Annotated in this window: 30 protein-coding genes; 18 read left to right on the forward strand and 12 right to left on the reverse strand. The window is 48.0% G+C overall.

Annotated features, from left to right (window positions below; genetic code table 11):
• Window positions 1-33: 33 nt before the first annotated feature.
• Complete coding sequence (locus KNO72_RS14260; RefSeq protein WP_214758653.1) at window positions 34-1,530, reverse strand: phytoene desaturase family protein; 1,497 nt, start codon at window positions 1,528-1,530, stop codon at window positions 34-36.
• Window positions 1,531-1,716: 186 nt separating this feature from the next.
• Between KNO72_RS14260 and KNO72_RS14265 the strand changes: the two genes are divergently transcribed.
• A complete protein-coding gene (locus KNO72_RS14265) occupies window positions 1,717-2,100 on the forward strand; it encodes a hypothetical protein (protein ID WP_214758655.1) in 384 nt (127 codons plus the stop codon).
• A 31-nt stretch (window positions 2,101-2,131) separates the two neighbouring features.
• Here the strand turns inward: KNO72_RS14265 and KNO72_RS14270 are convergent, their stop codons facing one another.
• Window positions 2,132-2,740 (reverse strand): TetR/AcrR family transcriptional regulator, encoded by a 609-nt coding sequence (locus KNO72_RS14270; protein WP_214685710.1) that lies wholly within the window; start codon window positions 2,738-2,740, stop codon window positions 2,132-2,134.
• A 171-nt stretch (window positions 2,741-2,911) separates the two neighbouring features.
• Between KNO72_RS14270 and KNO72_RS14275 the strand changes: the two genes are divergently transcribed.
• Together KNO72_RS14275 and KNO72_RS14280 are read left to right on the forward strand one after the other, a co-directional pair.
• Window positions 2,912-3,640 carry an ABC transporter ATP-binding protein gene (locus tag KNO72_RS14275; protein ID WP_214758657.1) on the forward strand — a complete coding sequence of 243 codons (729 nt, stop codon included), beginning with the start codon at window positions 2,912-2,914 and terminating at the stop codon, window positions 3,638-3,640.
• The gene (locus KNO72_RS14280; RefSeq protein WP_214758659.1) at window positions 3,633-4,646 is read left to right on the forward strand and encodes an ABC transporter permease; all 1,014 of its coding nucleotides are present in this window, start codon (window positions 3,633-3,635) and stop codon (window positions 4,644-4,646) included. The genes KNO72_RS14275 and KNO72_RS14280 overlap by 8 nt, the downstream gene beginning before the upstream one ends.
• A 198-nt stretch (window positions 4,647-4,844) precedes the next feature.
• Here the strand turns inward: KNO72_RS14280 and KNO72_RS14285 are convergent, their stop codons facing one another.
• Together KNO72_RS14285 and KNO72_RS14290 are read right to left on the reverse strand one after the other, a co-directional pair.
• Complete coding sequence (locus tag KNO72_RS14285) at window positions 4,845-5,468, reverse strand: glucosaminidase domain-containing protein (RefSeq protein WP_251028371.1); 624 nt, start codon at window positions 5,466-5,468, stop codon at window positions 4,845-4,847.
• Between the two features lie 145 nt (window positions 5,469-5,613).
• Window positions 5,614-7,110 (reverse strand): DHA2 family efflux MFS transporter permease subunit, encoded by a 1,497-nt coding sequence (locus KNO72_RS14290; RefSeq protein ID WP_214758663.1) that lies wholly within the window; start codon window positions 7,108-7,110, stop codon window positions 5,614-5,616.
• A 164-nt stretch (window positions 7,111-7,274) separates the two neighbouring features.
• On the opposite strand from KNO72_RS14290, the gene KNO72_RS14295 reads away from it, so the two are divergent.
• From KNO72_RS14295 to KNO72_RS14325, 7 genes are all read left to right on the forward strand, one after another.
• The gene (locus tag KNO72_RS14295) at window positions 7,275-8,147 is read left to right on the forward strand and encodes a TetR/AcrR family transcriptional regulator (RefSeq protein WP_214758665.1); all 873 of its coding nucleotides are present in this window, start codon (window positions 7,275-7,277) and stop codon (window positions 8,145-8,147) included.
• Window positions 8,148-8,293: 146 nt separating this feature from the next.
• Complete coding sequence (locus tag KNO72_RS14300; protein ID WP_214731934.1) at window positions 8,294-9,307, forward strand: LacI family DNA-binding transcriptional regulator; 1,014 nt, start codon at window positions 8,294-8,296, stop codon at window positions 9,305-9,307.
• A gap of 203 nt (window positions 9,308-9,510) precedes the next feature.
• Window positions 9,511-10,812, forward strand: coding sequence for an ABC transporter substrate-binding protein (locus tag KNO72_RS14305; RefSeq protein ID WP_214758667.1), 1,302 nt, complete (start codon window positions 9,511-9,513; stop codon window positions 10,810-10,812).
• Between the two features lie 59 nt (window positions 10,813-10,871).
• Window positions 10,872-11,771 carry a carbohydrate ABC transporter permease gene (locus KNO72_RS14310; protein WP_015880663.1) on the forward strand — a complete coding sequence of 300 codons (900 nt, stop codon included), beginning with the start codon at window positions 10,872-10,874 and terminating at the stop codon, window positions 11,769-11,771.
• A 3-nt stretch (window positions 11,772-11,774) separates the two neighbouring features.
• On the forward strand, window positions 11,775-12,704 hold the full coding sequence (locus KNO72_RS14315; RefSeq protein WP_214685726.1) for a carbohydrate ABC transporter permease: 930 nt from the start codon (window positions 11,775-11,777) through the stop codon (window positions 12,702-12,704).
• A gap of 24 nt (window positions 12,705-12,728) precedes the next feature.
• Complete coding sequence (locus KNO72_RS14320; RefSeq protein ID WP_214758669.1) at window positions 12,729-14,081, forward strand: GH1 family beta-glucosidase; 1,353 nt, start codon at window positions 12,729-12,731, stop codon at window positions 14,079-14,081.
• A gap of 86 nt (window positions 14,082-14,167) precedes the next feature.
• Window positions 14,168-14,413 (forward strand): hypothetical protein, encoded by a 246-nt coding sequence (locus KNO72_RS14325; RefSeq protein WP_015880666.1) that lies wholly within the window; start codon window positions 14,168-14,170, stop codon window positions 14,411-14,413.
• 100 nt (window positions 14,414-14,513) lie between these two features.
• Here the strand turns inward: KNO72_RS14325 and KNO72_RS14330 are convergent, their stop codons facing one another.
• The 7 genes from KNO72_RS14330 to KNO72_RS14360 all read right to left on the reverse strand — a co-directional run bounded on the left by KNO72_RS14330 (window position 14,514) and on the right by KNO72_RS14360 (window position 19,768).
• Entirely contained in the window at window positions 14,514-15,092 is a 579-nt protein-coding gene (locus KNO72_RS14330; protein WP_214758671.1) for a hypothetical protein, read from the reverse strand.
• On the reverse strand, window positions 15,089-15,415 hold the full coding sequence (locus tag KNO72_RS14335) for a hypothetical protein (RefSeq protein ID WP_214685732.1): 327 nt from the start codon (window positions 15,413-15,415) through the stop codon (window positions 15,089-15,091). The genes KNO72_RS14330 and KNO72_RS14335 overlap by 4 nt, the downstream gene beginning before the upstream one ends.
• Window positions 15,416-15,489: 74 nt before the next feature.
• Window positions 15,490-16,818: a PTS sugar transporter subunit IIC gene (locus KNO72_RS14340; RefSeq protein ID WP_214758673.1), complete on the reverse strand. Its 1,329-nt coding sequence runs from the start codon at window positions 16,816-16,818 to the stop codon at window positions 15,490-15,492.
• Window positions 16,819-16,830: 12 nt separating this feature from the next.
• Window positions 16,831-18,237: a GH1 family beta-glucosidase gene (locus KNO72_RS14345; RefSeq protein WP_214758675.1), complete on the reverse strand. Its 1,407-nt coding sequence runs from the start codon at window positions 18,235-18,237 to the stop codon at window positions 16,831-16,833.
• Between the two features lie 15 nt (window positions 18,238-18,252).
• A complete protein-coding gene (locus tag KNO72_RS14350) occupies window positions 18,253-18,561 on the reverse strand; it encodes a PTS sugar transporter subunit IIB (RefSeq protein WP_015880671.1) in 309 nt (102 codons plus the stop codon).
• Window positions 18,561-18,905, reverse strand: coding sequence for a PTS lactose/cellobiose transporter subunit IIA (locus tag KNO72_RS14355; protein ID WP_214758678.1), 345 nt, complete (start codon window positions 18,903-18,905; stop codon window positions 18,561-18,563). The genes KNO72_RS14350 and KNO72_RS14355 overlap by 1 nt, the downstream gene beginning before the upstream one ends.
• Before the next feature lie 152 nt (window positions 18,906-19,057).
• On the reverse strand, window positions 19,058-19,768 hold the full coding sequence (locus KNO72_RS14360; RefSeq protein ID WP_214758680.1) for a GntR family transcriptional regulator: 711 nt from the start codon (window positions 19,766-19,768) through the stop codon (window positions 19,058-19,060).
• Window positions 19,769-19,973: 205 nt separating this feature from the next.
• On the opposite strand from KNO72_RS14360, the gene KNO72_RS14365 reads away from it, so the two are divergent.
• From KNO72_RS14365 to KNO72_RS14395, 7 genes are read left to right on the forward strand one after another with little or no spacing between them, the layout of a single operon-like run.
• A complete protein-coding gene (locus KNO72_RS14365; RefSeq protein WP_214758681.1) occupies window positions 19,974-20,420 on the forward strand; it encodes a hypothetical protein in 447 nt (148 codons plus the stop codon).
• Window positions 20,417-20,845, forward strand: coding sequence for a hypothetical protein (locus KNO72_RS14370; RefSeq protein ID WP_214758683.1), 429 nt, complete (start codon window positions 20,417-20,419; stop codon window positions 20,843-20,845). The genes KNO72_RS14365 and KNO72_RS14370 overlap by 4 nt, the downstream gene beginning before the upstream one ends.
• Window positions 20,846-21,295 (forward strand): hypothetical protein, encoded by a 450-nt coding sequence (locus KNO72_RS14375; RefSeq protein ID WP_214685738.1) that lies wholly within the window; start codon window positions 20,846-20,848, stop codon window positions 21,293-21,295. It abuts the gene before it with no gap.
• A complete protein-coding gene (locus tag KNO72_RS14380) occupies window positions 21,279-21,749 on the forward strand; it encodes a hypothetical protein (protein WP_078146225.1) in 471 nt (156 codons plus the stop codon). The genes KNO72_RS14375 and KNO72_RS14380 overlap by 17 nt, the downstream gene beginning before the upstream one ends.
• Window positions 21,728-22,246, forward strand: a complete 519-nt coding sequence (locus tag KNO72_RS14385) for a hypothetical protein (RefSeq protein ID WP_214758685.1) — start codon at window positions 21,728-21,730, stop codon at window positions 22,244-22,246. Before KNO72_RS14380 ends, KNO72_RS14385 begins: the two co-directional genes overlap by 22 nt.
• Window positions 22,233-22,703, forward strand: a complete 471-nt coding sequence (locus KNO72_RS14390; protein ID WP_078146227.1) for a hypothetical protein — start codon at window positions 22,233-22,235, stop codon at window positions 22,701-22,703. Before KNO72_RS14385 ends, KNO72_RS14390 begins: the two co-directional genes overlap by 14 nt.
• 26 nt (window positions 22,704-22,729) lie before the next feature.
• The gene (locus KNO72_RS14395; protein ID WP_214758687.1) at window positions 22,730-23,473 is read left to right on the forward strand and encodes an endonuclease/exonuclease/phosphatase family protein; all 744 of its coding nucleotides are present in this window, start codon (window positions 22,730-22,732) and stop codon (window positions 23,471-23,473) included.
• A 29-nt stretch (window positions 23,474-23,502) separates the two neighbouring features.
• Here the strand turns inward: KNO72_RS14395 and KNO72_RS14400 are convergent, their stop codons facing one another.
• A complete protein-coding gene (locus KNO72_RS14400; protein WP_214758689.1) occupies window positions 23,503-23,838 on the reverse strand; it encodes a hypothetical protein in 336 nt (111 codons plus the stop codon).
• Window positions 23,839-24,250: 412 nt separating this feature from the next.
• Between KNO72_RS14400 and glmS the strand changes: the two genes are divergently transcribed.
• Entirely contained in the window at window positions 24,251-26,047 is a 1,797-nt protein-coding gene (gene glmS, locus KNO72_RS14405) for a glutamine--fructose-6-phosphate transaminase (isomerizing) (RefSeq protein ID WP_214758691.1), read from the forward strand.
• The last annotated feature ends 114 nt before the right edge of the window (window positions 26,048-26,161 follow it).

A 26,161-nucleotide genomic window follows, 5' to 3' on the forward strand; every position in this document is an offset into this window, starting at 1 on the left:
ATAATCCCTCATTGAACATGAGGGATAAAAGAATCACTTCACTTTGTCACGTTTCGCAATCTTGTCGCTCACTTGCTGACCGCTCAACGTCACCATCGGCATGCCACCGCCCGGATTGACGGTTCCCCCGACAAAGTAGAGGTTATGATAGAGTTCGCTCTGCTTCTTATGCTTGAAGCCACCGTTCCGATTCTTGTCGGCGACCGTTCCATAAATAGCACCTCGGTCCGATCCGTACGTCCGCTCGATATCATGAGGCGTCCATACGTCACGCGTCACCGTATGTTCACGCAAACCATCGAGACCCATTCGTTCCAATTTGTCGAGTACACGTTCTTCAAAAGCGGCGTACTCTTCTTCCGTGAACGGCACATTCTGAATATACGGAATGTGTGGCAAGATTTTGATGTTCTCATGTCCTGGTGGCGCTTGGGTCGGGTCGGTCTTGTTGACGTTGACGAGGTAAATCGTCGGATCGTCCGGAAGTTCATGTTTCTCAAAAATTTTATCCATCTGTTCATGCAAATTTTCGGAGAAGAAGAAGTTATGGTGCGCGAGTTGAGGATAGGCTTTCTTCACCCCGAGATGGAGGACGAATCCGGAGCTCGCCGGTTCATATTTATCGACGAGTTTGTCGACGTACTGTTTGTCGGCGTCGACCATCTTCTGATAGAACGGGATGACTTCCATGTTCGAGACGAAATAATCAGCGGAACGGAGACGTCCGTCTTCGAGCTCGATGGCGGTCACTTTCTCATTCACCGTATGTGCACGAACCACGCCTTCTCCGGTATGTAGCTTCACACCGATCTCTTCGGCGAGCTTCGTCAAGCCTTCCGCGAGCTTATGGGTGCCGCCTTCGACATACCAACAGCCTTGGGCATATTGCATGTAAATCATCATATTGAGGACGGCCGGTGCGTTATACGGAGACGACCCGACATATTTGACGTAATACGACAGCATATCACGAAGATGTGGATTGCTGATGCGCTTCTTGATGGCGCTATACATCGTCGACGTCAAATCGAATCCGAATAGGGTCGGGAAGATGCCCGTTTTCATGACGGCTTCTAATGGGGATTCAAACCCTTCGGCCAAGTATCCCTTCTCGGTCGTCTTATAGATGCGCGCTGCGTAATTCAGCAGTTCACGATATTCCTGCATGTCTTTTCGAGAGAGGGAAGGGTTTGCCCGCTGCATCTGTTCGAGGTCATGGTAAAGGTCGAGGACGGTATCGTCCGGGAAGAACGAGCGCCATTCGAGCTCAAGCCGCTTGATGGATACATAGTCTTCCATCCGTTTCCCACTTCCACGGAACAGTTTGTCGAAGATGTGAGGCATCGTTAAAATCGAGGGCCCGAGGTCGAAGCCGAATCCGTCTTGTTCGAGACGATTCACTTTCCCGCCGATGTGATCGTTCTTTTCGTAGAGTGAGACGTCGTAACCTTTTTGAGCGAGTGAGATGGCCGCTGACAAGCCGCCGAGCCCTCCGCCGATGACGATGACCGACTTTTCCACTGATGGCATATATTCGCCGCCTTTCCGAAGTGTTATTTTCAAAAAACAGAATGAGTGCTACCTCTTCTATTCCCGTTTCCAAATGAAACGAACATGCTTTTACGGATTTGCCACATCCACAAAGATGTCATCCCTGAACCGACAAAAGTTATGTATAGTAAGGGAACAGAGACTGAACGAAAGTAGGAATCTAAGATGATCGTAAAAACAATCACACTTCACTTTGCGAACGGGGATGAAATCACGATCCCGTTTGATGAGATTGAATCGTGTCGAATGCATGATATTCAAGACGGGATGCGTGTTGCGACGGATGGACAATTGATCAAAGAAAAAGTGATGCATGGACTCGACCTCGTATTGAAGGATTCGGCGAATCAATTGGAATGGACTGGCGAGGGTGGACCGTTTGACCGCATCCTAGGTATGTCGGATTTACAACATCTCGCCTTCGAGTTTGAAGGGATGCGAGAAAAGTCATACCGCATCGCCTGGCATGATTTAGAGGCGGTGCAAAATGCTTACCAGACGACAACTGAAGAAAATGGGAACTTACACGTGCACGTTCGAGTTTCGTAAAAATAGCCTCTCGCAATATATGCGGGAGGCTTTATTCGTTTGACTTCACACCGCCGGCAACGAGTGGTCCTTCATAAGTGATCGTATAGATAATCCGGGCGATGTCTTCCGCTGTCTCTTCCGAAGACGGATTGTTCAACCACTCGTAGATGACGCCCATGTGCGCTGAAGACAGATAGGCGACGAGATATGGAGGTGGGACCATCATCTTATCCGGATTAAACAAGGTTACAGGCGAGCGCTGAAACAAGGCAGCTTGCATAAACTTTCGAAGTTTTGCCTGGAACGTCGGGTCTCCGTTCGGGCCGAGGAGTGGCTTCATGATGATTTGGTTGTCTTCGATGAAACGGATGAACGGAATGAGGTAATGATACGAGTTGTTGGTCCGTTCTTCTCCGAAGATGTGTGGCAACTGATGAATCAACTTCTGTTCAGCCTCTTCAAAGATCTCGTCGACGCATTTCTCCATCAACTCGAACTTATCCACATAGTGACTATAAAATGTACCCCGATTGATGCCGGCCCGTTCAGTCAATTGCTTGACGGTGACGGCCTCAAATCCCTGCTCCTCAATAAGGCTGAAGAAGGCATCTTTGATCAACTTCTTCGTCCGGATGACGCGTAAATCGGTTTGTTCCATATTATTTCTCCTTTTCCTCAACACATTCATTGCATCTGTCGGAAAACCGACACGATGCCCGATATTGACGATTGTTGCCACAATGAACGGGGTCTATACTGAACATATAAACCAACACGGTGTCGATTATCTTGAGTATACACGATGAGGCGCCGAAAAGGAGTGACAGAAATGAACATTCAACTGCAACGCGTCGACAAGTCATTCGGTGACCAGCTCGCCATCGACAACATCGACTTCACCATCCCATCCGGAGAGATTTGCTGCTTGCTCGGACCCTCTGGATCTGGGAAGACGACGCTCATCCGACTTATGATCGGCGCCCTCGCACCGGACAAAGGAAGTGTCCATATCGGCGAAACGAAGATGCCAAACATGGACATGCTCCAACAAATCGGATTTATGCCGCAGAACGATGGTTTGTACGAAGACTTGTCGGCTGAGGCGAACCTCGCCTTCTTCGGCTCAATCTATAAGTTAGGGAAAAAGGCGCTCCAAGAACGTATCACCGAAGTGCTCGACCTTGTCGATTTAACGAACGACCGGAATAAGCTCGTCCGCAATTTTTCAGGCGGGATGAAAAAACGTCTGTCACTAGCCATCGCCATCTTGCATAAGCCGGATGTGTTGTTTCTTGATGAACCGACGGTCGGAATTGACCCAATCTTACGTCGTCAAATCTGGGATCAGTTTCAGGTGATTCGGAGGGAAGGGACGACCATCATCGTCTCGACGCACGTCATGGATGAAGTGCTCGAGTGCGACCGTGCCGCGCTCGTTAACAACGGACGGTTGATCGCCTATGACCATGTGCAAGATTTGCTCGACCAGACCGAGAACGGTCGCGTCGAAGAACTGTTCTTGATTGCTGGGAAAGAGGAGGTGGGTGACCATGCGTAACTTAGCGAAGCGTGTCATCTTTCAAACGTTGAATGATAAACGAAGCGTCGCCTTGATTTTGATTGCGCCACTTCTTATTTTGACACTCGTCTACTTCCTACTCGGTGACTCGGATTACGTGCCGACTGTCGTTCTGGACGACAATGCACCCGAACAGCTCGTCAATGCGTTTGAAGACGAGACGCTCGAAGTGGAACAGGCATCGTTCGATGATCCAAAAGTATATATCGAAGACAATGAACATGTCGATGCCGTGTTTGAAATGAATCAAGAAGGAACGACCATCACGTTACGCGAACCTTCGACGAAGTCGTCGAAGGCGGTTGGTGAGATTCAAGATGCGTTGACGACGCTCAATCCTGCAGCCGAGATCGATACGTCATTCGTCTACGGGGAAGAAGGACAGTCGACGTTCGATTCGTTCGGGTTTGTCTTCCTATCCCTCTTCTCGTTCTTCTTCGTGTTCATCCTATCGGCGATGGCACTCGTCAAAGAACGGAGTGGCGGTACGCTCGAACGACTGTTGATGACTCCGATCAAGCGAGGGCAAGTCATTTTAGGATATACACTCGGGTACGGAACGTTTGCGGTGATTCAGTCAATTTTCATCGTGCTCTATTCGATTTATGTGCTCGGTCTGTCTTCGCTCGGGAATATGGCGTGGGTCATGTTGACGATGCTACTCATGGCGGGTACGGCGGTGCTATTCGGGGCGACCATCTCGGTGTTTGCCCGATCGGAACTACAAGTCGTACAGATGATTCCGTTCACCATCATCCCGCAAGTGTTCTTCTCGGGACTTATCCCGCTCGACTTGATTCCATATGGTCTCGGGAACTTGAGTTACATCATGCCAATCTTCTACGGAGCGACAGCGATCAAGGAAGTCATGATTTACGGAAGTGGCTTCTCAGGAATCTGGGTGTATTTACTCGGTTTAATTTTCTATGCGGGGGTCTTGTATCTCTTGAACATGCGGGCGCTCGGGAAGTATCGGGGGCATTGAGTTATATAAACGTTAGCGAAGGATGTGGTACTTATAGAGTGCCATGGCTTTTTGTTCATCCATAAAAAAAGCACTCGGACCATTGTCCGAAATGCTCATTAGCGTTTGAGTAACAACATCACGCCGGTCACGAATAATGCGATTCCGCTCGCGAGTCTAACTTGTTTGCACGTCACGTTCTTTCACCCCTACATTTCCTCATCGTTTTGCTTTAGCGGCACGTTTTGGTGTTTTCGACATTTCTTGATAAATCGAAAGAATCTCGGTCCCGTAATTTCCTTTCGGCTGCATGGCCCATTTTTGGTGAAGAGATGGCCACGTTTTCGCAGAGCCTCGCTTGACGAGATGGAAGCGTGGGTCGACTTGTTTCGTGTTCAGTGCATCGTTTGAAGCGTATGCTTTTAGATGCTGAATTTGAGCAGTCACCCCTTGTTGTGGGGAACGGAAAAAGTGACCTTTTACACCATTTCCAGTCGTCCCGATTCCAGAGTAGTTATGCTGCTTCGGAAGGACATCGCCACCGTAACGGAAATAACCGGTTTCTTTCAATGCTTGTGCGAATGCGACATCCCCACGAACACCTTCCTTAGCACCGATGATGACGAAGAGTTTCGCCAAATCTTCGACAGACGTTTTCGCGAGCCGGACATCACGAGGATTCTTCTTTTTTACGTAATCCGCCATTTGTTGCGGAGTTAAAGCCGATACTCCCATAATAGCACGATTCTGCTTCTTCGGGGCCGCCTCAACGATTGATGCGGTCGAGAGAAGAGAAGATGTGATCAGCAGAAATGCGATCATTAAGCTAAAAAATTTTTTCATCATATGTACCCTCCTAAACGAATCCTATCCATTGAGAAATAATACCATATTAGGATTAAATTTTAATTTCAGATTTATTTATGAAGGGAATGAGAAATTAAAAAAGCCGATCTGAATCAATCATTCAGAACGGCTTTTCCTATAATTAATTCGCTTGTTTCAATTCTTCAACAGTTTCCGCATTGTCATCGAACTTCCGCACATCCACACGCTGCACGAAAAATGCCAGTAGGAGCGCCAAGAGATTCATCCCGAGTGCGACATAGAACGAATATTGAATCCCAGACAAGAGGGCTTGCTGAGTGATGGCACCCATCGAGCTCTCAGTGAGTGTCGCAGGATCGACTCCTGTCATCAATGATTCAGCTTCCGTACGTGTTACCGAGTTCATGATGGTCACGAGTACTGCCGTACCGATTGCACCGGATACTTGTTGGGCCGTGTTGTTGATGGCCGTTCCGTGTGGATTGAGGCGAGTCGGCAATTGGTTCAGTCCATTAGTCATGATGGGCATCATGACCATTGACATCCCAAACATACGCAACGTGTACGTCAAGACGATGTACGTATACGTCGAGTCAAGTTGGACGTTTGCGAGCATGTACGTCGATACCGCGGTGATTGTCAATCCGGTAAGTGCCAATAATTTTGGCCCGAATCGGTCAAACAGTTTACCCGTGATCGGCGACATGATTCCCATGATGATCGCACCAGGAAGAAGCATGAGCCCTGAATCGAGTGGGGAGATACCACGTACGCTTTGGACGTAAGCCGGTGTCAAAATCATACCTGAGAACATCGCGACCGCGTTTACCATCGCAATGACTGACGCGAGTGCGAACATCGGATGTTTGTAAGCACGCAAGTCGAGCAATGGTTTTTCCATATGGAGCTGACGATAAATGAATGCGATCAACGAGATGGCACCAACGATCATCGTCGCCAAGACGATTGGGTTATCCCAGCCGTCCGAGCTTGCTGAACTGACACCGTATAAAATCCCGCCAAATCCGAGTGTCGATAAGACGAGTGACAAGTAATCGAGTGACTGGTCTTTGTTTTGGACCATGACGTTCTCTGCTTTCCAAACAGCGAGCGCGAGACCGATGATGGCGAGCGGTAAAATCATTTCGAATAAGACGCGCCAGTCATAGTACTCGACGATATAACCGGAAAGTGTCGGTCCAATCGCAGGTGCCGAGATCATGACAAGTCCGAAAATCCCCATCGCCATCCCCCGTTTTTCACGCGGGAAGCTGACGAGCATGACGTTCATTAAGAGTGGTCCCATTGTTGAGGCACCTATGGCTTGAATCATTCGACCAGTCAACAACCAGCCGAAGCTCGGCGAGAAGGCCGCGATCGCCGTACCGATGGTGAAGATGCTCATCGAGGTGATGAACAAGCTTCGGTTAGAAAAACGAGTGATTAAATAGGCGGATGCCGGGACGAGCACACCCGTCACGAGCATAAAGCCTGTCGCGAGCCATTGAACGGTCGAGTAGTCTGCAATCTCGAGGTCGACCATGATCGATGGGAGCGCGACGTTGAGTAATGAGTTGTTTAAAAATGCGATAAACGCACCCGCAAAGAGGACCGCCAGCATAACGTAAGGCGGTTTCTTTTGGAATTCTGGTTTCATATGGATGGCTCCTTTATTTTCTAAATAGTTATGTGTTGGTAAGTGTCGATGAGATGATTTTATACCCGTTGTATAAATAAAGCAACCATTTTGTACTATTAGTCTAAAATGGTTTTCGGTGCTATAGTAAAGGTACAAACCAGACAGAACGGAGCCATGTAAGAATGAAAGAGAAAAAAAGAAAAGTCGCCGATATTGCCATGTCTCTCTTCATCGAAAATGGAGTGCAACACACATCGGTGCAAGAGATTATCGACCGTGCCAACATCTCCAAAGGGACGTTTTATAACTACTTCTCATCTAAGACGGATTGTGTCGCTAGTATCCTCGAGAACTTACGATATGATGCAGGGCAACGCCGAATCGAAATGCAGATGGGGCGGGATAAGCGAGATCGTGACGTCTTCATCGAACAGATTTCGATATTGATTCAATTGAACGAAGAGCGGAACTTGCACGCGTTATTTGAATCGATCATGTCGTCAAATGAGAATGAATTGAAGAAACTTGTTCTTCAACATCGTATTTATGAGATTGAATGGATTGCGATGCGTTTGACGGAAATTATCGGAGAGGCTGTCAGACCGTATTCGATGGAATTGACGGTGCTCTTCAACGGAATGTTGCAACATATCTTGTTTACGAACCGCATCACGAATGCTGCCTACTCTCCTCAAAAAGTCGTCCGAAGCTTATACACGTATGTCGAATTGATTGCCGCTCGGATGATAGAGACAGGAGAGCACGTCTTGAACCCGGTCACTGTCGATCAAATGCGTGGGACGACAGATAAACATCTCATAACAATCGAAGAATTGATCGAGATGGCTGCTCGCATCGAAGAGCATGTCGACATGACGGAAGAACAGCGAGATTTGTTCGATGCGATTTCGTTCGAACTTAAACAAGAGCGTCTTCGGAAAATCGTGTTAGAGCAATTGTTAAAGCCATTCCAACGGCTATTTAAAGGCGTGACAGGCGAGACGGAAGTGCAAAAGTTCACGAATCTCGTGTGGTTGTACACGCGGACACATTAAGGACAAAAATTTCTCGATACAGTAATATAGAAGAAACAAGGAATGGAAAAAAGAATCAAAAAGTTTCCTCGAAAAAGAATTGATTCCTACAAATCCATACGCTACAATCAAATTACCGAAAGCGCTTTCGGGAAGAGGGGAATGACATGGGTACGATTTATGATTTAGCCAAAAAAACAGGATTCTCGATCACGACAGTGTCCAAAGCGTTGAACAATTACAAAGACGTGAGTGACAAGACGAGAGCGAAGATTCTTCAAGCCGCTGCTGAGATGGACTACTTGCCGAACGCACATGCCCAGTCGTTATCGACGAAAAAATCATGGGCAATTGGGGTCATGTTCTCAGAGGCGAATGAAGTTGGGATGAAACACCCGTTCTTCAACGGAATCATCGAAAGTTTTCGTCACGCGACAGAGGAGCAAGGCTATGATTTGATCTTCGCCTCGCGGAATCTGCGTAATCGTGACATGAGTTACCTCGAACACTTTAAACACCGTGCGGTCGACGGCATCGTCGTCATCTGCTCGGACCGAATGGATGAGCAAGTTCAAGAGCTCATGCGAAGCGACATCCCGATCGTCGTCGTCGATATGGACAGCGCCAACTGTAGCGTCGTCTATTCCGATAACATCGAAGGGGCACGTCTCGCCGTGAATTATCTGTATGAACTCGGTCACCGAAAAATTGCCCACATCGCTGGGGATGAAACGATTGACGCCGGAGCAGCTCGAATCAAAGGATATGAACTTGCGATGCAAGAACTGAACCTTACGATTCGACCAGACTACCTCGTCAACGCCGGTTTCTTCTCGGTTGAGGAAGGGAAGCAAGCGATGGAACGATTGCTTGAACTAGACGATCAACCGACTGCAGTCTTTGTAGCAGGGGATCAAATGGCAATCGGTGTCATCGAAGCGATTCACGAACATGGTCTTCATGTCCCGAATGACATCTCAGTCATCGGATATGATGACATTGAAATGATTCAATATATCACGCCGAAACTGACAACGATTCGCCAAGATACGGACGAAATCGGAGAAGCGGCAGCAGAACTTTTACTTGAACAAATGACCGCGAAAGAGCGACTCACTGAACGTCGCGTCATTCCGGTACGCTTAGTCGAACGGGCATCCTGTGCACCGGTCAAACAGTGATTTATAGCCAATGATATTTCGAAGTCGCTCTCTTTTCTTCAGTGGATGGAGAGGGGAGCGCGATTTCGAAATTCATTTTTTAGAGAAAATCGAAACCGCTTTCGATATTTTATTTCGACTAAACCGAAAGCGCTTTCGATAATTTTAAGCCTCTTTTTGCAAGCGCTTTCTACTATTACTTATAAAAAGGATGGGAACAACACATGCGTAAATTAGTCAGCTTACTTACACTCGGAGCACTTTCAGTTGGCGTCTTGAGCGGCTGCTCAGACAGCGAAGGCGGAGCTTCTGAATCAAAAGATGACGTCTTAAAAGTTTGGTCATTTACGGACGAATTAAAAGAACCAATTAAAACTTATGAAGAGAAGAACGGTGTCAAAGTTGAATTGACTATCGTCCCGATCGCGGACTATCCAACGAAATTGAAGCCAGCACTTGAGAGTGGCGTTGGCGCACCGGACGTCTTCACGGGAGAAATCGCATTCCTTAAACAATGGGTTGATGCAGGTTATTGGGAAAACCTTTCGGACGAGCCATACAGTGTCGATGAAATCGCAGACAACTACGTCCCGTACGTGTTTGACCTCGGGAAAGATAAAGATGGAAACGTTCGCGCTCTTTCATGGCAAACGACACCAGGTGGCGTTTACTACAAACGTAGCTTAGCAAAAGAAGTACTTGGTACAGACGACCCGACTGAAATCGGCGAAATGATGAGTTCGATGGACGGCGTCTTCGAAGTTGCTGAGAAGATGAAACAAAAAGGATACAAGATGTTCCCAGACGAAGGTGCGATCCGTTGGTTCTCACAAGGAGCAAACCCAGAAGCGTGGGTCAACGATAAAAACGAACTCGTCTTGACAGAAGATAAGATCAACTACATGGACTATGCGAAAGAACTTCGTGAGAAGCAATACACTGCGCTCGCACCAGAATGGTCACCATCATGGTTCGAAGGAATTGATAAGCCAATCAAAGTGAAAGAGAACGGAAAAGAGACAGAGACACAAGTCTTCTCATACGTCCTCCCAACATGGGGTCTCCACTCTGTATTAAAAGAGAACGCGAAACAGACTGCAGGTGACTGGGCTGTCACAAGCGGACCAAGCCCATACTTCTGGGGCGGTACATGGCTCGGAGTCTATGAAGGATCGAAAAACAAAGAAGCCGCTTACGACTTCGTAAAACTCATGACACAGGATGAAGAATTCTTGACAGAGTGGGCACAAGAGACAGGCGACGTACTTGCGTTCAACCCGGTCACAGACAAAATTAAAGACGACTTCAGCGATGAGTTCCTCGGCGGACAAAACAACTATGAGTTCTTCCTCGATGAAGCAGATGAAATCACACCAGGTATCGTCACGAAATACGACCAACAGCTCGATACACTTTATGGTGCATCTGTCCTTCAGTATGTAGAAGGGAAAAAGTCAAAAGAAGAAGCGATTGAAGAGTTCAAAAAACAAGCGAAGAACGCTTACCCAGACATCGTTGTAGACTGACGATGACCAACACGAGGGGGGGAGCTCCCCCCTCGGTTCTTATGGAAGGAGAAATACACGTGAAAAAACTAGATCGTTACGGCTATCTGTTCATCGCCCCGTTCTGGGTCGTCTTCTTGACATTCAGCATCTATCCGGTCCTCTTAACGCTTTATTATAGCTTCACGAACTATACGGGGAGCCCGGGTGAAGAGGTCGTCGGGTTTGCGAACTACACACGGTTGTTGACGGATACGTACTTTATCGAGGCGTTTTTCAACACCATCAAAATTTGGGGAATTAACTTCGTCTTGCAGATTGGATTGGCGCTTCTCTTGGCACTCATCTTCTCTGATCTTCGTTTGAAGTTAAAAGGACTCTCGTTCTTCCGCTCGTTCTTTTATCTTCCAAACTTGATCACAATCAGCTCGGTCGCGCTCTTGTTCGGTATTTTGCTCGACTGGCAGCACGGTTCACTCAACATGGTGTTGATGAAAATCGGCTTGATTTCGGATCCAATCAACTGGTTGGCAGAACCGGTGACGGCACAGTTATCCGTTTCACTCATTTTGACATGGATGTGGTTCGGTCACTCCTTCATCATCGTCATGGCGGGTGTATCAGGAATCTCGACAGATTACTTCGAAGCCGCTCACATCGACGGTGCAAACCGTTGGCAGATGTTTACGAAAGTGACATTGCCGCTCTTAAAACCAATTCTTCTCTACATCATGATCACATCACTCATCGGTGGACTTCAATTGTTCGACCTTCCGATGTTGATCACCGATGGAATCGGTTCACCAGACGGTTCATTGAACACGATGGTGCTTTACTTGTACAACCAAGCCTTCAAGTACAACAACTATGGCTATGCGTCAGCGGTCGCTTACGGCCTATTCTTGATCACGCTGATCTTCTCGGCGGTCGTCTTCAAGGGTATGTTCCGCAAAGAGCGCGCGACACAGAAGGGGGCGTAAGCAATGGAACAAAATGCGGAATCACGGCGAATGCTTCCAGATAGCGAAGCGCAGCCGAAACGGAAAGAGGAGCGTCCGCTTAAAGTGGCGCCGCCTTCTAAGAAGACAACGAATAAGCGATTCGCACGAGGTTTGATTTATACAGGGCTCATCCTTCTCGCGATTATCTGTTTCATTCCGTTCTTGATGATGATTGTCAATGCGACACGGACGAATGGAGAAATCATGGCTGGGTTCTCACTTCTTCCTGGGACGGCGCTCGCAGACAACTATGCGACGCTCAGCGAATACATCAACATTTGGAACGGCTTCAAGAACAGCTTGATCATCTCTGTATCGGTGACGGTCTTGTCTGGTTACTTCTCAGCCCTAACGGCTTACGGCTTTACGTTCTATAACTTTAGAGGGAAAAATGCGATGTTCATCTTCATGCTTGTCATGATGATGGTGCCAGCGCAACTCGGACTCATTGGATTCTATGAGATCTCAAAAACGCTCGGTATTTTGGACACGTTCATTCCATTGATTGTCCCAGCGATTGCAACACCGTTCACCGTCTTCTTCATCCGTCAATATACGCAAGCGACGCTTCACATCAGTTTGATTGAAGCGGCACGGATTGACGGTGCGAGCGAGCTACGTATTTTCCACACAATCGCACTTCCAATGATGATGCCAGCGATTGCAACGATGTCGATTTTTACGTTCATCGGCTCATGGAACAACTACTTGATGCCACTTGTCCTCTTGTTCTCGCCTGAGAAATACACGTTGCCTGTTTTGATGGGCTTCTTGAAAGGATCACAAGTCGCAGAGAACCTTGGCTCGCTTTACCTGGGCATCGCAATCTCGGTCGTACCGATCATGATTGCCTTCTTGTTCCTATCGAAGTACATCGTCAGCAGTATTTCGGCAGGTGCTGTCAAAGAATAAATATAGAGAAAAGAGGAAAACACTATGCATTTTAAGAAAGACTTCGTATTCGGGACAGCCACGTCCTCGTACCAAATTGAAGGCGCACATAACGAAGGAGGCCGTACTCCTTCCATCTGGGATATGTTCTGTGACATCGATGGGCGCGTGTTTGAAAAGCATAACGGCGATGTCGCATGTGACCACTACCATCGTTACGAAGAAGACATTCAGCATATCAAAAAGCTAGGTGTCGACACGTATCGATTCTCCATCGCGTGGCCACGAATCTTCCCTGCCAAGGGAGAGTACAACCCAGAAGGGATGGCGTTCTACAAAACCTTGGCGCTGCGTCTCCGTGAAGAAGGAATCAAACCAGCCGTCACCATTTATCACTGGGACCTTCCGATGTGGGCTCACGAAGAAGGTGGCTGGGTCAACCGTGAATCGGTCGACTGGTTCCTCGATTATGCGAAAGTCTGTTTTGAAGAGCTCGATGACATCGTCGACTCTTGGATCACTCACAATGAGCCTTGGTGTGCCGGCTTCCTCGGCTATCACGTCGGTGTTCACGCACCGGGTCATCGTGATATGAACGAAGCGGTGCGCGCCGTGCACCATATCTTGTTGTCGCACGGAAAAGCGGTCGAGTTGTTGAAGCGAGAGATGACGTCCACGACCCCGATCGGCATCACGCTCAACTTATCACCGATGTACGCAAAGACGGATTCGGCGAATGACCGCCTTGCGATGAACAATGCCGACGGGTATTCGAATCGCTGGTTCCTCGATCCGGTCTTCAAAGGTGAGTATCCGGTCGACATGATGAACTTGTTCTCCAAATATGTGCATAACTTTGATTTCATCCAACCGGGTGATATGGAGACAATCTCGACAGCTTGCGATTTCTTCGGTATCAATTTCTACAGCCGTGGCATTGTCGAGTTTAACGCAGCAAATGATTTCTTGAAGGCAGACGCTTACTCGGACTACGAGAAGACGGGCATGGGCTGGGATATCGCCCCGAACGAATTCAAAGACCTGATCCGTCGTTTACGCGCCGAGTATACTGACCTTCCAATCTACATCACAGAGAACGGCGCCGCATTTGACGACGTGCTGGAAAATGGCGAAGTCCATGACGATAACCGGATCGACTACGTCCGCCAGCACCTCGAAGCCGTCTCTGACCTGAACGATGAAGGCATGAACATTCAAGGCTACTACCTCTGGTCGCTCATGGATAACTTCGAATGGAGCTTCGGATACGAGAAGCGCTTCGGTATCCTCTATATCGACTTCGAGACACAAGAGCGTATCTGGAAAGACAGCGCGAAGTGGTATGCCGGTGTCATCGCCGACCGTAAAGCCAAACACGCAGATAGCGTCGAGGCGTAACATGCATCCATCCCTGCCGCTACGGGGATGGATTTTTTGTGTGGAATGCTATCTTTTTGGGAACGAGGATAGGGGAGGGATGTTCTATGAAACGTGAGTTTGCGACATACGAAGTGACGGGTTATGACGACCTTGGGAAAATCAAATTCGTTCATTTGAGAGAAGGCGAGTTCGTGTTGCCAGTTGAGATCAAGGGGGACGACTTACGAAAAATCAAAAAGATGATGGAACTCAATCCAGGTGTGACTGTGATTATTCATGCGGCGATTGACCAGAGACGGATGCGACTGCTTGAGGTGGATGGCTACTCGCTTCGGAAAGAGGATACGTAAAACGCCAGCACCGAAAAATCGGGCTGGCGTTTGTTTACATAGATTGGGCAACGAAACACCAGGATAAATCTCACGATTCGCTCGTGATGACGCACAAAAGTCACCGACCATGAAACGGTTCGGTGACTTCGTTGGATTGACTGATGCGTTTGACTCGTTTCAATACGTTCCGTTTCGGTAAATTCGGGTAATCATGCTGAATGCGTTCGACGCAAGACACGATGGTTTCGGTTCGTAACAGGTGGATGATCTGCTGATCGATGGAATCAAGTTCAAGAGGTACGTCTTCTTTCGAATTCTCACGATTTAGCCAAAATGATGCACCGAATAAGTGTACGAATACAATCGCCATGACGGTGAGCGTCGATAAATCGATAGACGGAAAGAGTGTCAGTACGACGTATAGACTGATTCCGCTCACTGTTCCGTGAAGAATGGTGTCGATTAGACGCGGTATGTTCGAATGAACAAACGAGCGTAATGCTCCCGTTAACGCATCAACGAACAAACTGAGGATTGTCGACAATAGATAGAAACAACCGAGCATCGCAAGAGTCGATAAGATTCGGAACGGTGTGTCTTCAAGCAGATAGATGAGAATCAAATCGACGGCAAGTAGCGGGGCGAGTGCGAGTGTTAAAATTAATGCGCCCCAACCGAGTCCAGTCACAGCCTTCATGAGACATGTGCACGATATCGTCCGAGTGCGATGATGGCACAGAAGAGACAGACTGTATGGATCACGATTCCGATGAGCATGGCATACGGCAAGATCGATTGGAAGCCAAGACCGAATGCAAGGGCGGCGCTCGATAGGATCAGAAAGCTCGGCGTATAATTTCGGACGGTTGTTTTCTGCTTCTTCGCATGTACCATAAAGTATCCCGCAATGAGTAAAAAGACAGGAAACAACAGGATGGGGTAGACCGATTGAAGCGCCAATCCGAGTAATCCGGACAGACCAGCGATAACGGCGAATATAGAAGGGTAATAAGCTTTCAAATTTCCAACTCATTAACTCTTTTCCCTAAATATAACAGCCCTCCTCATTATTGAGAAGGGCTGTCGTTTTTGTTTCAGGCTGATGCTTGATCTGAGCCTTCTTGTGCTTGCAATTCTTCACCATACGAAACGCGGTCTTGAATGCGAACGAACGGGAGGTAGATGGCTACGGCCATGGCAATCGTTGCAATCTGTAAGAGCGCAGCACGCCATCCGCCAATCAAGAATCCAGAGATGACCGGAGGTGTCGTCCATGGTACTTGAAGCGCGTTGAACGGCTCCACCCAACCCCAAAGGATGGCGAAGTACACCATGAATGAAGCGATGGCCGGCACGATAACGAATGGGACGAACATAATCGGGTTGAAGACGATTGGCATCCCGAAGATGACCGGCTCATTGATGTTGAAGATACTTGGGGCAAGTGACAACTTCCCGAGCTGCTTCAAGTGTGCCGAACGAGCAACAATCAGTGTCGCAATGATGAAACCGATTGTGATCCCTGATCCACCGAGTTTCGTGAACACGTCGAGGAATTGAATCGTAACGATTTTTGCGTTCTCGCCAGCGACGAGCGTACCACCAGCATCGAGGATGGCTTGGTTTTGAAGCGCGTTCGCTGTGAGAAGGGGTCCCATGATTCCCATGAGGATTGCGGCACCGTGAATTCCACACCACCACATGACGGACATGAGCACCATGATGATGACGGCTCCAGCGAGTGTGTCAGTCAAGTTTTGAAGCGGTGCTTGAAGGACATCATAGATGACTTCTGTGAACGTACGCTCTGCCACCGCTTGGAAAATCGCAAACGTCGCAACGGCGAGCGAGATGATCGCCAAACCAGGAACAAGTGCAGAGAATGAGTTCGATACGCCTGGCGGGACACCGTCTGGCATTTTAATACTGATCCCGCGTTTGATGAACTGCGAGTAGATGAATCCGACTGTCAATCCGACGAGGATGGCAGCGAGGACACCTTGTCCACCTGTCCATACTTTCGGGATAACCCCAGAAACAGTTTCTCCGCCTTCAGACAAGACAGAAGCTTGTGTGATGATGAGGAACGAGATGATTCCGAGGATACCAGCTGGTACGCCTTCGATTTTTTCGTTCTTGACGTACGAGTAAGCGATTCCAAAAACACCGATCAAAGCAAGGATGTCAAACGTCGCGCCGACGACTTGCGTGAGCGGGAGTGACCAGTCTGCCCCGAATAGACCTGACATGAAGTCAGCCCAACCTGGAATCGGTAACGCCAGGATGAGAAGGAACAGCGACCCGATGATGGTCATCGGCATCGTGAGGATGAACCCGTCCTTAATCGCAAGGACGGGCTTGGCGTTCGCGAAGCGAACAAAAGCAGGGGTGAACTTTTCAAATACTCTTTCTAAGCGGCTCATAGGGGAACCTCCTTATAGGTCTTCAGCGCGCGTGGCGATGATCTCTTTATACCAATGGAACGACTGTTTCTTCTTCCGTGCGAGACCGTTGTTGTGGTCAACGTAGATGAAGCCGTATTGTTTCTTATAACCGTTCAACCAACTGAGAAGGTCAATTGCAGACCAAGCGTAGTAACCGGCAACGTTAATGCCTTGTTGAACAGCGTGTTTGACTGCACGAAGGTGACCTTCGATGTACTCGATTCGTGGCGTGTCCATGATTTCACCGTCGACGATCGGGTCGACATCACCGAGACCGTTCTCTGTGATATAGATTTTGACGTCGCCGTAACGATCTTTCAGCATATGCATTCCAGCGAGGAACGCTTCCGGTGAGATTTCCCAATCCCACTTCGTATATACTTTGTCATCCATCTTGACCGTCTTGTAGACGCCATCGAACGATGGGTTACCCGGGCGACCTGTCGAGTTCTCACGACCACCGGCCATGACGAGCGCCGAGTCATTTTTCATGACGCGCTGCGGGCTGTAGTAGTTGAGACCGATAAAGTCGTTCATCGGAGCGGTACGCTTCAAGACGTCGAGTTCTTCCTCTGTCATTTCAGGAAGGAGACCTTGTTCATGTAAACCGTTCACGACGTACTCTGGATATTCACCTTTCAAAATCGGGTCATAGAACCAATGTGTCGCATAAGCGTTCGCATGCATTTCGGCAAACTTGTTCTCCTCTGCGTCATCGATACTGAACGCCGGGTTGAACACGTGTGTGATCCCGATTTCGCCAGTGTGACCGTTTTGTTTGAAGAGTTCGACGGCACGGGCGTGAGCGACGAAGACGTTATGTGTCGTCTGGAAATAACCTTTGACGTCGCCTTCGATGCCTGGTGGGTGTGCGCCTGTTAAGTATCCAAGTGAGCAGAAGATGACCGCCTCGTTGAACGTGATCCAGTGGTTGACACGGTCACCGAACGATTGGAAGCAAGTATCCGCGAAACGGACGAATGCGTCAACCGTCTCTTTGTTCTTCCAACCGCCTTTTTCTTCAAGTGCTTGTGGGAGGTCCCAGTGGTAGAGCGTGACGAATGGGACGATGTCATATTTCAAACATTCATCGATCAAGTTGTTGTAAAACTCGAGTCCTTTTTCATTCACTTCACCTGTACCGTTCGGGAAGATACGCGGCCATGAGATGGAGAAGCGATACGATTCGAGTCCCATCTCCGCCATGAGCGCGATGTCTTCCTTGTAACGATGGTAATGGTCGACTGCGACGTCGCCATTTGTATTTTCAAATGTCTTACCAGGAATTTTCGAGAAGACGTCCCAGTTCGAGAGGCCTTTCCCGTCCTCGTTCCATGCGCCTTCGACCTGGTAAGAGGCCGAAGCGGCACCGAACAAGAAATTGTTAGGCATTTTCAAAGTCATCACCTCAGATTATTTATTTACAAGTTTCAATGAGTGGTCTAATACTTTTGCACCGTTCATCATGCCGTAGTCGACTGTGTTGATGACGTCGATTGGAACACCTTTTGGTTCGCAGATTTGCTTCCCTTTTGAAAGGAGGTACTTCACTTGTGGTCCGAGAAGTGCAACGTCGATGTTGTCAACGTAAGTTTCCATCTCCGATTCTGGGTAAGCTGCGATTTCAGCTTCGATACCACGTTCAGAGGCAACCGCTTTCATTTTTTCTACTAACATACTTGTTGACATACCTGCCGCACAGAAGAGTCCGATTTTAATCATTATTGATCCATTCCTTTCAATTCGTTGATTTCGTTTTGCATATTCATCATATATCCAAGCATTTCTTTGACGAGAATCGTGTTCATCAAGTGATCTTGCGCGTGCACCATGAGGACACCGACCGTTGCCGATTTACCTTGTGCTTCGAGCGTCACGAATTTCGTTTGAATCGCATGTGCTTCTTTTAATGTCGCGTCACCAGCAACGACTGCTGCCTCGGCTTCGTCTTTCTTTCCTTCTTGCATGAGGAGCATCGCTTGATGGTAGCTCGCTTTGGCGTCACCCGAGAGGGCGATGAGACCGAAAATATCTTCCGGTGAGATCTCGATTGTTTCAGAAACCATAATATCTCTCCTTTTTGTATGGATAACTAAAATTCATAGGTACAAATATTTTCTACACGTTGATAGTAGCACGAAAGCGTTTTCGTGTAAACCCTTACTTTTCGAAAAAGTGCATAAAAAATGCGCGCGAGAAAAGCATCTCTCGGGCGCGTTTAGGACTTGATGTTCGAGACTTTGAGCATTTTGACATGTTTAAAATGATGGATGGAACGAGAGACGTCGAAGATTTGTCCATTCGTCAAATAGACGGTGTTGTCGACAATCAAGGCTGGATCATTCTCGTTCAGGTCGAGCAGGTCGGCGCACTCTGAATCTAAAAAGTCTGCGTAAATGACTCGGTCAGCGAATCCGATGGCAAGTTTTTGATCACTTCGTAAATATGTGTAGATCGACTTTTGGACGATGTTCTCATCTAAGTAGATGACGAGCTCTTTTCGGAAGTATGAATCCTCTACAGAGAACGGATGATCATCAACGAGACGTAGACGTTTCACGAAGTAGACGGGTGTCCCAATCGGGCACTTCATACGTTCGGCGACCTCATCGTTCGCCACCGTCTGTTCGAAATGTAAGACGCGTGTCTCGACTTTTCGACCGCTGAAGTCACTTGTTAAACCTTGGAGCTTTTCTAAATTGATGTAATCGCTATTGTAATGGTCACGGACGAAGACGCCGCTCCCTTGAACTTGATAGACGTATCCTTTGTTGACGAGGATCTCGATCGCTTTTCGGACCGTATTGCGGCTGACGCCATATTTATTGGCATACTCATCCTCGGTCAATAATTTATTCGTATGTTGGTAGACGTGATTGACGATGTCCGCTTCAATCTGACTTGCAACTTGCTTGTACTTCGGAGACATACAGTTCTACACCTTTCAAAAAAATTTGTGGGAATGAATTTGGTAACAGTATAGCAGATAACCTTTGTAAGCGGATACGTTTCGTTCGTCAATTGTTGAAAAAAGTCGAACGATTCATTGCGAGAATATTCGGAAAATGTGAAACAATAATGGCATAGAGTACGTATAGAGGAGTAATGCACAGGAAAGAAAGGAAGTGCTCTAGTTGACTGAGACACATTGGTATACGGAAGAAACCACATGGCGCAAGTTACACCTTCGGGTCGGCTATACATTATTGGTATTTGTTTTGACGGCCATTATTTTATCCTTTTTCGGACGTTACGTCTGGTTGACAATCCCTTTCGTCTTGATTGGAATGGCCATGATTGGATTAGATGTGAAAAAGTATCGGATGCGTCGTACGTATATGAAGGACAGAGATGCCGTACGGTTACTGAAGTGGAACCTGCTTTATGATTTGATCAGTTCAGGTGTGCTCGTCTCCTTGATTTCGACTCTGCTCATTTTTCAATATGACAGTTTGACGTTAGCAATCGGATTACTCGTATGGGGAGCAGTAAGCGATCAGATGTCACGGATGTTTCAAAAGAAGTTAAATGAACGTGTTCCGCTGTTACAGCAGTTAGATTTGGAGCGACGAAATCAATGATTGAACGGATGACACAAGAAAAAGCATGGAAGCGTTTATTCGACCAATGGATATTCGGCTTGTTTGGAACATTTGTAGTGCTGATGTTACCAATCAGTTTATTAACAGATGATCTTACGTGGGGCGTGCTGTATATCGCCTGTACGCTCATTCCGCTGAACATCTTATATGTGAAGCGTTATCGAATGCGCCTGAGGTTTCAACCAGAATTGAAAGGATTGTATCGTCGTCAACTCGTTCGGGACGGGATCAACAGTGCTGCCTTTTTCCTCGCGTTGAATCATCAATTATTGTTCGCCTCAAACGTGGCGTATATGGGTGTCACGATATTCATCGGTGGTGCAATGCTATTGACGTTGAACGTGAACAAACAAACGAAACAACAAGATATGGAGTATATACATTTCGACAAGGAGGCGATATAGGTGGAGCACGACGTAAAGTGGATGCGACGAATGCGAGGTTATGCCGTACCCATTTTGATTCTTTATGTCACGGCCATTATTGTCGCTCTCTTATTAGAGAAAATGTGGCTCATCCCCGTCATGGCGTCGGTCTCTATGATCATCGTCGTGATGGGCTATCAAGAGATGCGTATCATGTGGCGAATGACAAAACATCCGAAAGCTCATCGAATGCTTATATTCCAATACGTATTCGAATGGGTGGATGCGATTTTGTTGACGGCGCTCATGGTGACACTTCTGACAGCGGAAGATTTTGGTCTCGTGATAGGTCTCTTTTTTGGGATATGGGGAGTACTCAGTCCGATTCGGCAGAAGTGGTTCACGAAGCAACTTAAACAAATCGATCCGGAATTACCGACGTATGAGGAAGTGATTGAAGGGAGTGTCGCACATGAATCGTCAAGTTGAACTTACAGTCGCGCATGCTAAACAATTTGATCGATTCTTTGGCTGGCCGGTACTCGTCATATTCCTCATTTCGTTCATCACCATGTTACGGATACAGGCGACGTGGGTCATCCCGGTCATGTTGGTCGTATCCATTGGCATGGCTTATAAAGGATATATGGAATATCGAGTCATTCGCCCTTTTGCCGAACATCAAAACGTCGTTCGGGTGTTGCGATATCGACTCGTTGACTGTTGGATTAGTGCTGTTTCGTTATTTGTGCTCTTCATCCCGATGTATGTGAACGAAGATGCCTTCATCCTGACCGGTGGGATCGTCGCCCTTTGGGGGTTGACGAAATCGTATCGAGAGAAGAAGTGGGAAGAGCGAATCCATACGCATCAGTCAGGATTACCAACGTATGAAGCGATACTAGAAAGCGAGGGAGCCATATGGAACCATCACCAAAAGTAAAAGCGCAAATCGACACGATTCTAAAAGTAGACCGCTTGACTAAATGGGGTGTCGGCATCATCGGAATCGGACTCGTCGTCAGTTTTTTGATTTATGCCTCGTATTGGACACTCTCAGATGGTGTCGTCACGGGAACATTATATGCGGTGCTCGCCGCAATCTTAACAGGTATTTTTATCCAATATCGGATGTGGTTGCGCTTTGTGACGAATCAGACGGCACGTAACCTCTTATCGTTCAAGATGATGGCACATACGCTCGCTTTGACGGGTGTCGGGATTTACGGACTCTTTTACTTCACGAGTGAAACGACAGGTCCACAATCGTTCCGTATGTTCCTCCTTTCGCAACTGACGTTTTTCGGGATTGAATACTTGGCGAAGCGGTTCGACCGCGTCATTCAGTCTTACGATGAAAACTATTTGACGGATCAAGATTTAAAAGAAATTCGTGAAGTCCGCGAATACGAGAAGGAGCAACGTCGTGAACAAACGTGATCAGATGAGAGAGCTTGTCAGAGTGGAAACTGAAAAGAATGGAGTCTTCACTTTTCTGTCGTGGATGATCTGTATTGTGCTGTTTGTTGCGACTGAAAAAGGATGGGTGTCAGCAGGAACTGTTCTTTTGATTGGTCAATTTGCGGGTCTATTTGCGATTAAAAAATCTTGGAAGAAAGAAACGATTCAATTGAAGTATTTAACGAATCGAGACGCCAAACGTCACATACACTTGATGTCGATTTTTAATTTTTTGACGTTCCCGATTTTGCTCATCCTCATGTTCGGATGGGTAACGAAACAAATTGAGACACCTTACTTTATTGGGTTGATGGTCACTGGAGGTGTCATATCCGTCATCGGTCATAAATGGTACGAGCGATATATGGTTCGTCTTGATGAGAACTACGTCACGGAACGTGAATTAAGAGAAGAACAAAAATGGGGGGGCGCGTGACTCACTCGAGAAAGTAGGAAGATGAAGTGAGGATTGCGACATATAATATTTGGAATCATGACACGTCATGGCAAAAACGAATCGATGCGATTTGCCAAGAAGTGAAACGAATCGACGCGGATTTGATTGCACTGCAAGAAGTCTGTTCTTATGAAAAAGGCAGTGTGGCTCATGACATTGCGAAAGCGACGGGTTATCCGTACTGCGTCTTTCATCCTTATCCCGACTCACCGGACGAAGGACTCGCTTTTTTGAGTAAAGTCCCTTTTTCTTCAGTTGAAGCGATTTGGGAAGAGGATGTGGAAGAGTCAAACTTTTGTGCGACCCGAGTGACGCTTACGTTCGGCGGTCAGGAATGGGGCATCACGAATGTGCATCTGAATTGGCGTTCCGTGTCGATTCGAGAACGTCAGATGGCAACGGTGCGAAGTTGGCTACACAAAGGACGTCAAAAATCGGTCGAGGTGTTATGTGGGGATTTCAATGACCATCCTCAATCCATTATCTATCATGACATATCGGATGCAGGGTGGCGGGACGTGACGACGTTTGTTGCGGAAGAGCCACGGGCGACGCTAGACGTAAAGCACAACCCGTACCGACAATCCTCTCATCTCGAGCAGTCTGAACGATACGATTGGATTTTGATCCGTTCCGAGTGGAAAGACGTTGAGGTTCAGCATGTCGATGTATTCGGAGACATGCGAACGAGTAGGGATGTTGTACCGAGTGATCATTACGGTGTGATGGTCGACTTTACCGTGAAATAATGGGAGGATGTGCTGCGGCGCGTCCTTTTTTATTTGAACAGGCGAGCGATGAATCCTGCGCATGCTAGGAACGGTATGACGAAAAGGAGCCCGAGCCATTGATCGCGCCAAACAACAAACCAGAAAGCAGCTTGCAGACATAGGATGCCGACTGCGGCAAAAATCACGAAAAAGAATGCTTTCTTACGGGTGGAGCGGTCTTCCCACCATTCCTTGAAATAAGGGAAACTGCAGAGAAAAGCCATAGCCATGAAGAAAATCGCAGGAAACAACATGACATCCCCTAACGTGCTATTGCCTTCAAATTCGAGCCACCTGGATAAGACGGATAACAAAATGCCGATCAATAGGAAGATTCCACCCATGTGTTTCCCCTCGTTTCTTTACTCGTTACTTGTATCATGCCCGTTCTCTCCCTACTCGAAAACCTGATACATTGATGGCATTTTAGTGAAAGTGGTGACTTTTACATGAACGGTAAAAAAGTATTTAACGACAATTTTTCGGATTGCTCTATCCAACACGGCTTGTACTCGATAGCATGAAAGCGTATCTGGAGAAACGGCTAGGTATGAAGTGGAAGCGCCAGAACTCTGCGGAGTTGACGAGGACGAAGGTGATCGAGATTTCGGCGGATGCCTTCCAGTCGCGTGTCACGACTGAGAGAGTCTTGATAAAACGTTCGGGTGACCGGACGGACAAAGCGAGACTTGATGACATTACTCTAAAAAGCCCGTTTCCTTTTTCGAGAAATCGAAGAATAGAGGAGATTTGTTTATGTGTGGAATCGTAGGAATGATCGGACAAGTGGGAACGAAAGAGATTTTATTGAAAGGTCTCGAAAAACTTGAATATCGTGGTTATGACTCAGCAGGAATTGCCTTAGTCGGCGAGGACGTTCGTACGTTCAAAGAAGTAGGACGAATTCAAGCACTTCGTGACATCGTACCGGCGGACGCCGAAGGGACAATTGGAATCGGTCATACGCGTTGGGCGACACACGGGGTACCGAGTGTACCGAACGCCCACCCGCATCAGAGCACGACAGGACGTTTCACGCTCGTGCACAACGGCGTGATCGAGAACGACGAACAATTGAAAGCCACGCTCGACGTCCCGTTCCTTTCGGAGACGGACACAGAAGTCATCGTCCAGCTCATGGAGAAGCACTTCGTCGAGCTCGGCGATGTCGAGGCGGCGTTCCGCAAGACGCTCTCGGACCTCCACGGTTCGTATGCGATCGCGATGATCGACTCAGAGGACAAAGAGCGCCTCTATATCGGGAAGAACAAGTCACCACTCCTCGTCGGACTCGGTGACGGCACGTTCAACGTCGTCGCATCAGACGCGATGGCGATGCTCCAGGTGACGGACCAGTACCTCGAGCTCCACGATGGCGAGATCGTTATCCTTACACGTGAGTCGGCGACGATCAAGACGCTCGACGGCGACGTGCTCGAGCGTGCACCGTACACGGCCGAGATCGATGCGTCAGACATCGAGAAGGGCACGTACGCGCACTACATGTTGAAGGAGATGGACGAGCAACCGGCCGTCATCCGCAACATCATCCAGCATTACCAGAACGAGAACGGTGACATCGAACTCACGGACGGCGTGCGTGAACTCGTCTCGGAAGCGGACCGTGTCTATATCGTCGCATGTGGGACGAGCTATAACGCCGGACTCGTCGGAAAAGACATTTTAGAACGCATCGCCGGCATTCCGACAGAAGTGCACGTTTCTTCTGAATTTGGCTACAATATGCCGCTCTTAAGTGAACGTCCGTTGTTCGTCTTCTTATCACAATCCGGTGAGACGGCGGACAGCCGTGCCGTCCTCGTCGAAGTGAAGAAACGCGGATATAAAGCGCTCACTATGACGAATGTACCGGGTTCAACGCTCTCACGCGAAGCGAACGAGACGATGCTCCTCCACGCCGGACCGGAAATCGCCGTCGCGTCGACGAAAGCGTACACGGCACAGATTGGCGTCCTCGCGATTCTCGCGTATGACATCGCTCGTGCGACAGGGAAAGAATTACCGTTCGACCTGATGCCGGAGCTTGCACGTGTTGCGACCATTATGGACTCCATCATGGCGCAAAAAGAGTTGTTCGAAGACCTCGCGGAACGTTATTTGAAAACGACACCGAACACGTTCTTCATCGGTCGTGGGCTTGACGCTTCTGTCTGTCTCGAAGGAGCGCTCAAAGTAAAAGAGATTTCGTATATCCAAGCGGAAGGATACCCAGGTGGGGAACTGAAGCACGGGTCGATCGCCTTGATTGAAGACGGAACACCGGTTATCGCGCTCATCTCGCAACCGAAGACGAACTTGAATATTCGTGGAAACGTTAAAGAGGTCGTTGCCCGTGGCGCGAACGCCTGTATCATTTCCATGCAAGGCGTCGAACATGAGAATGATGACTTCATCTTGCCGCACGTCGAGCCTCTCTTGGCACCGCTCATCAACGTATTGCCGGTTCAGTTGATGGCATATTACGCGGCGCTCGCTCGTGGATGTGACGTGGACAAGCCACGGAACTTGGCGAAATCGGTGACGGTGGAATAAACTGAACATAGTGTAAGGCACCTTTTATGTAGCTGTTACTTTCCTCTTCCCCATGCTAAAAAGTCGGTACCCAATGCTAAAAAGTCGGTACCCAATGCTAAATAGTTGGTATCC

Source organism: Exiguobacterium sp. s123, from assembly GCF_018617075.1.
Classification (GTDB): Bacteria; Bacillota; Bacilli; order Exiguobacteriales; family Exiguobacteriaceae; genus Exiguobacterium; species Exiguobacterium profundum.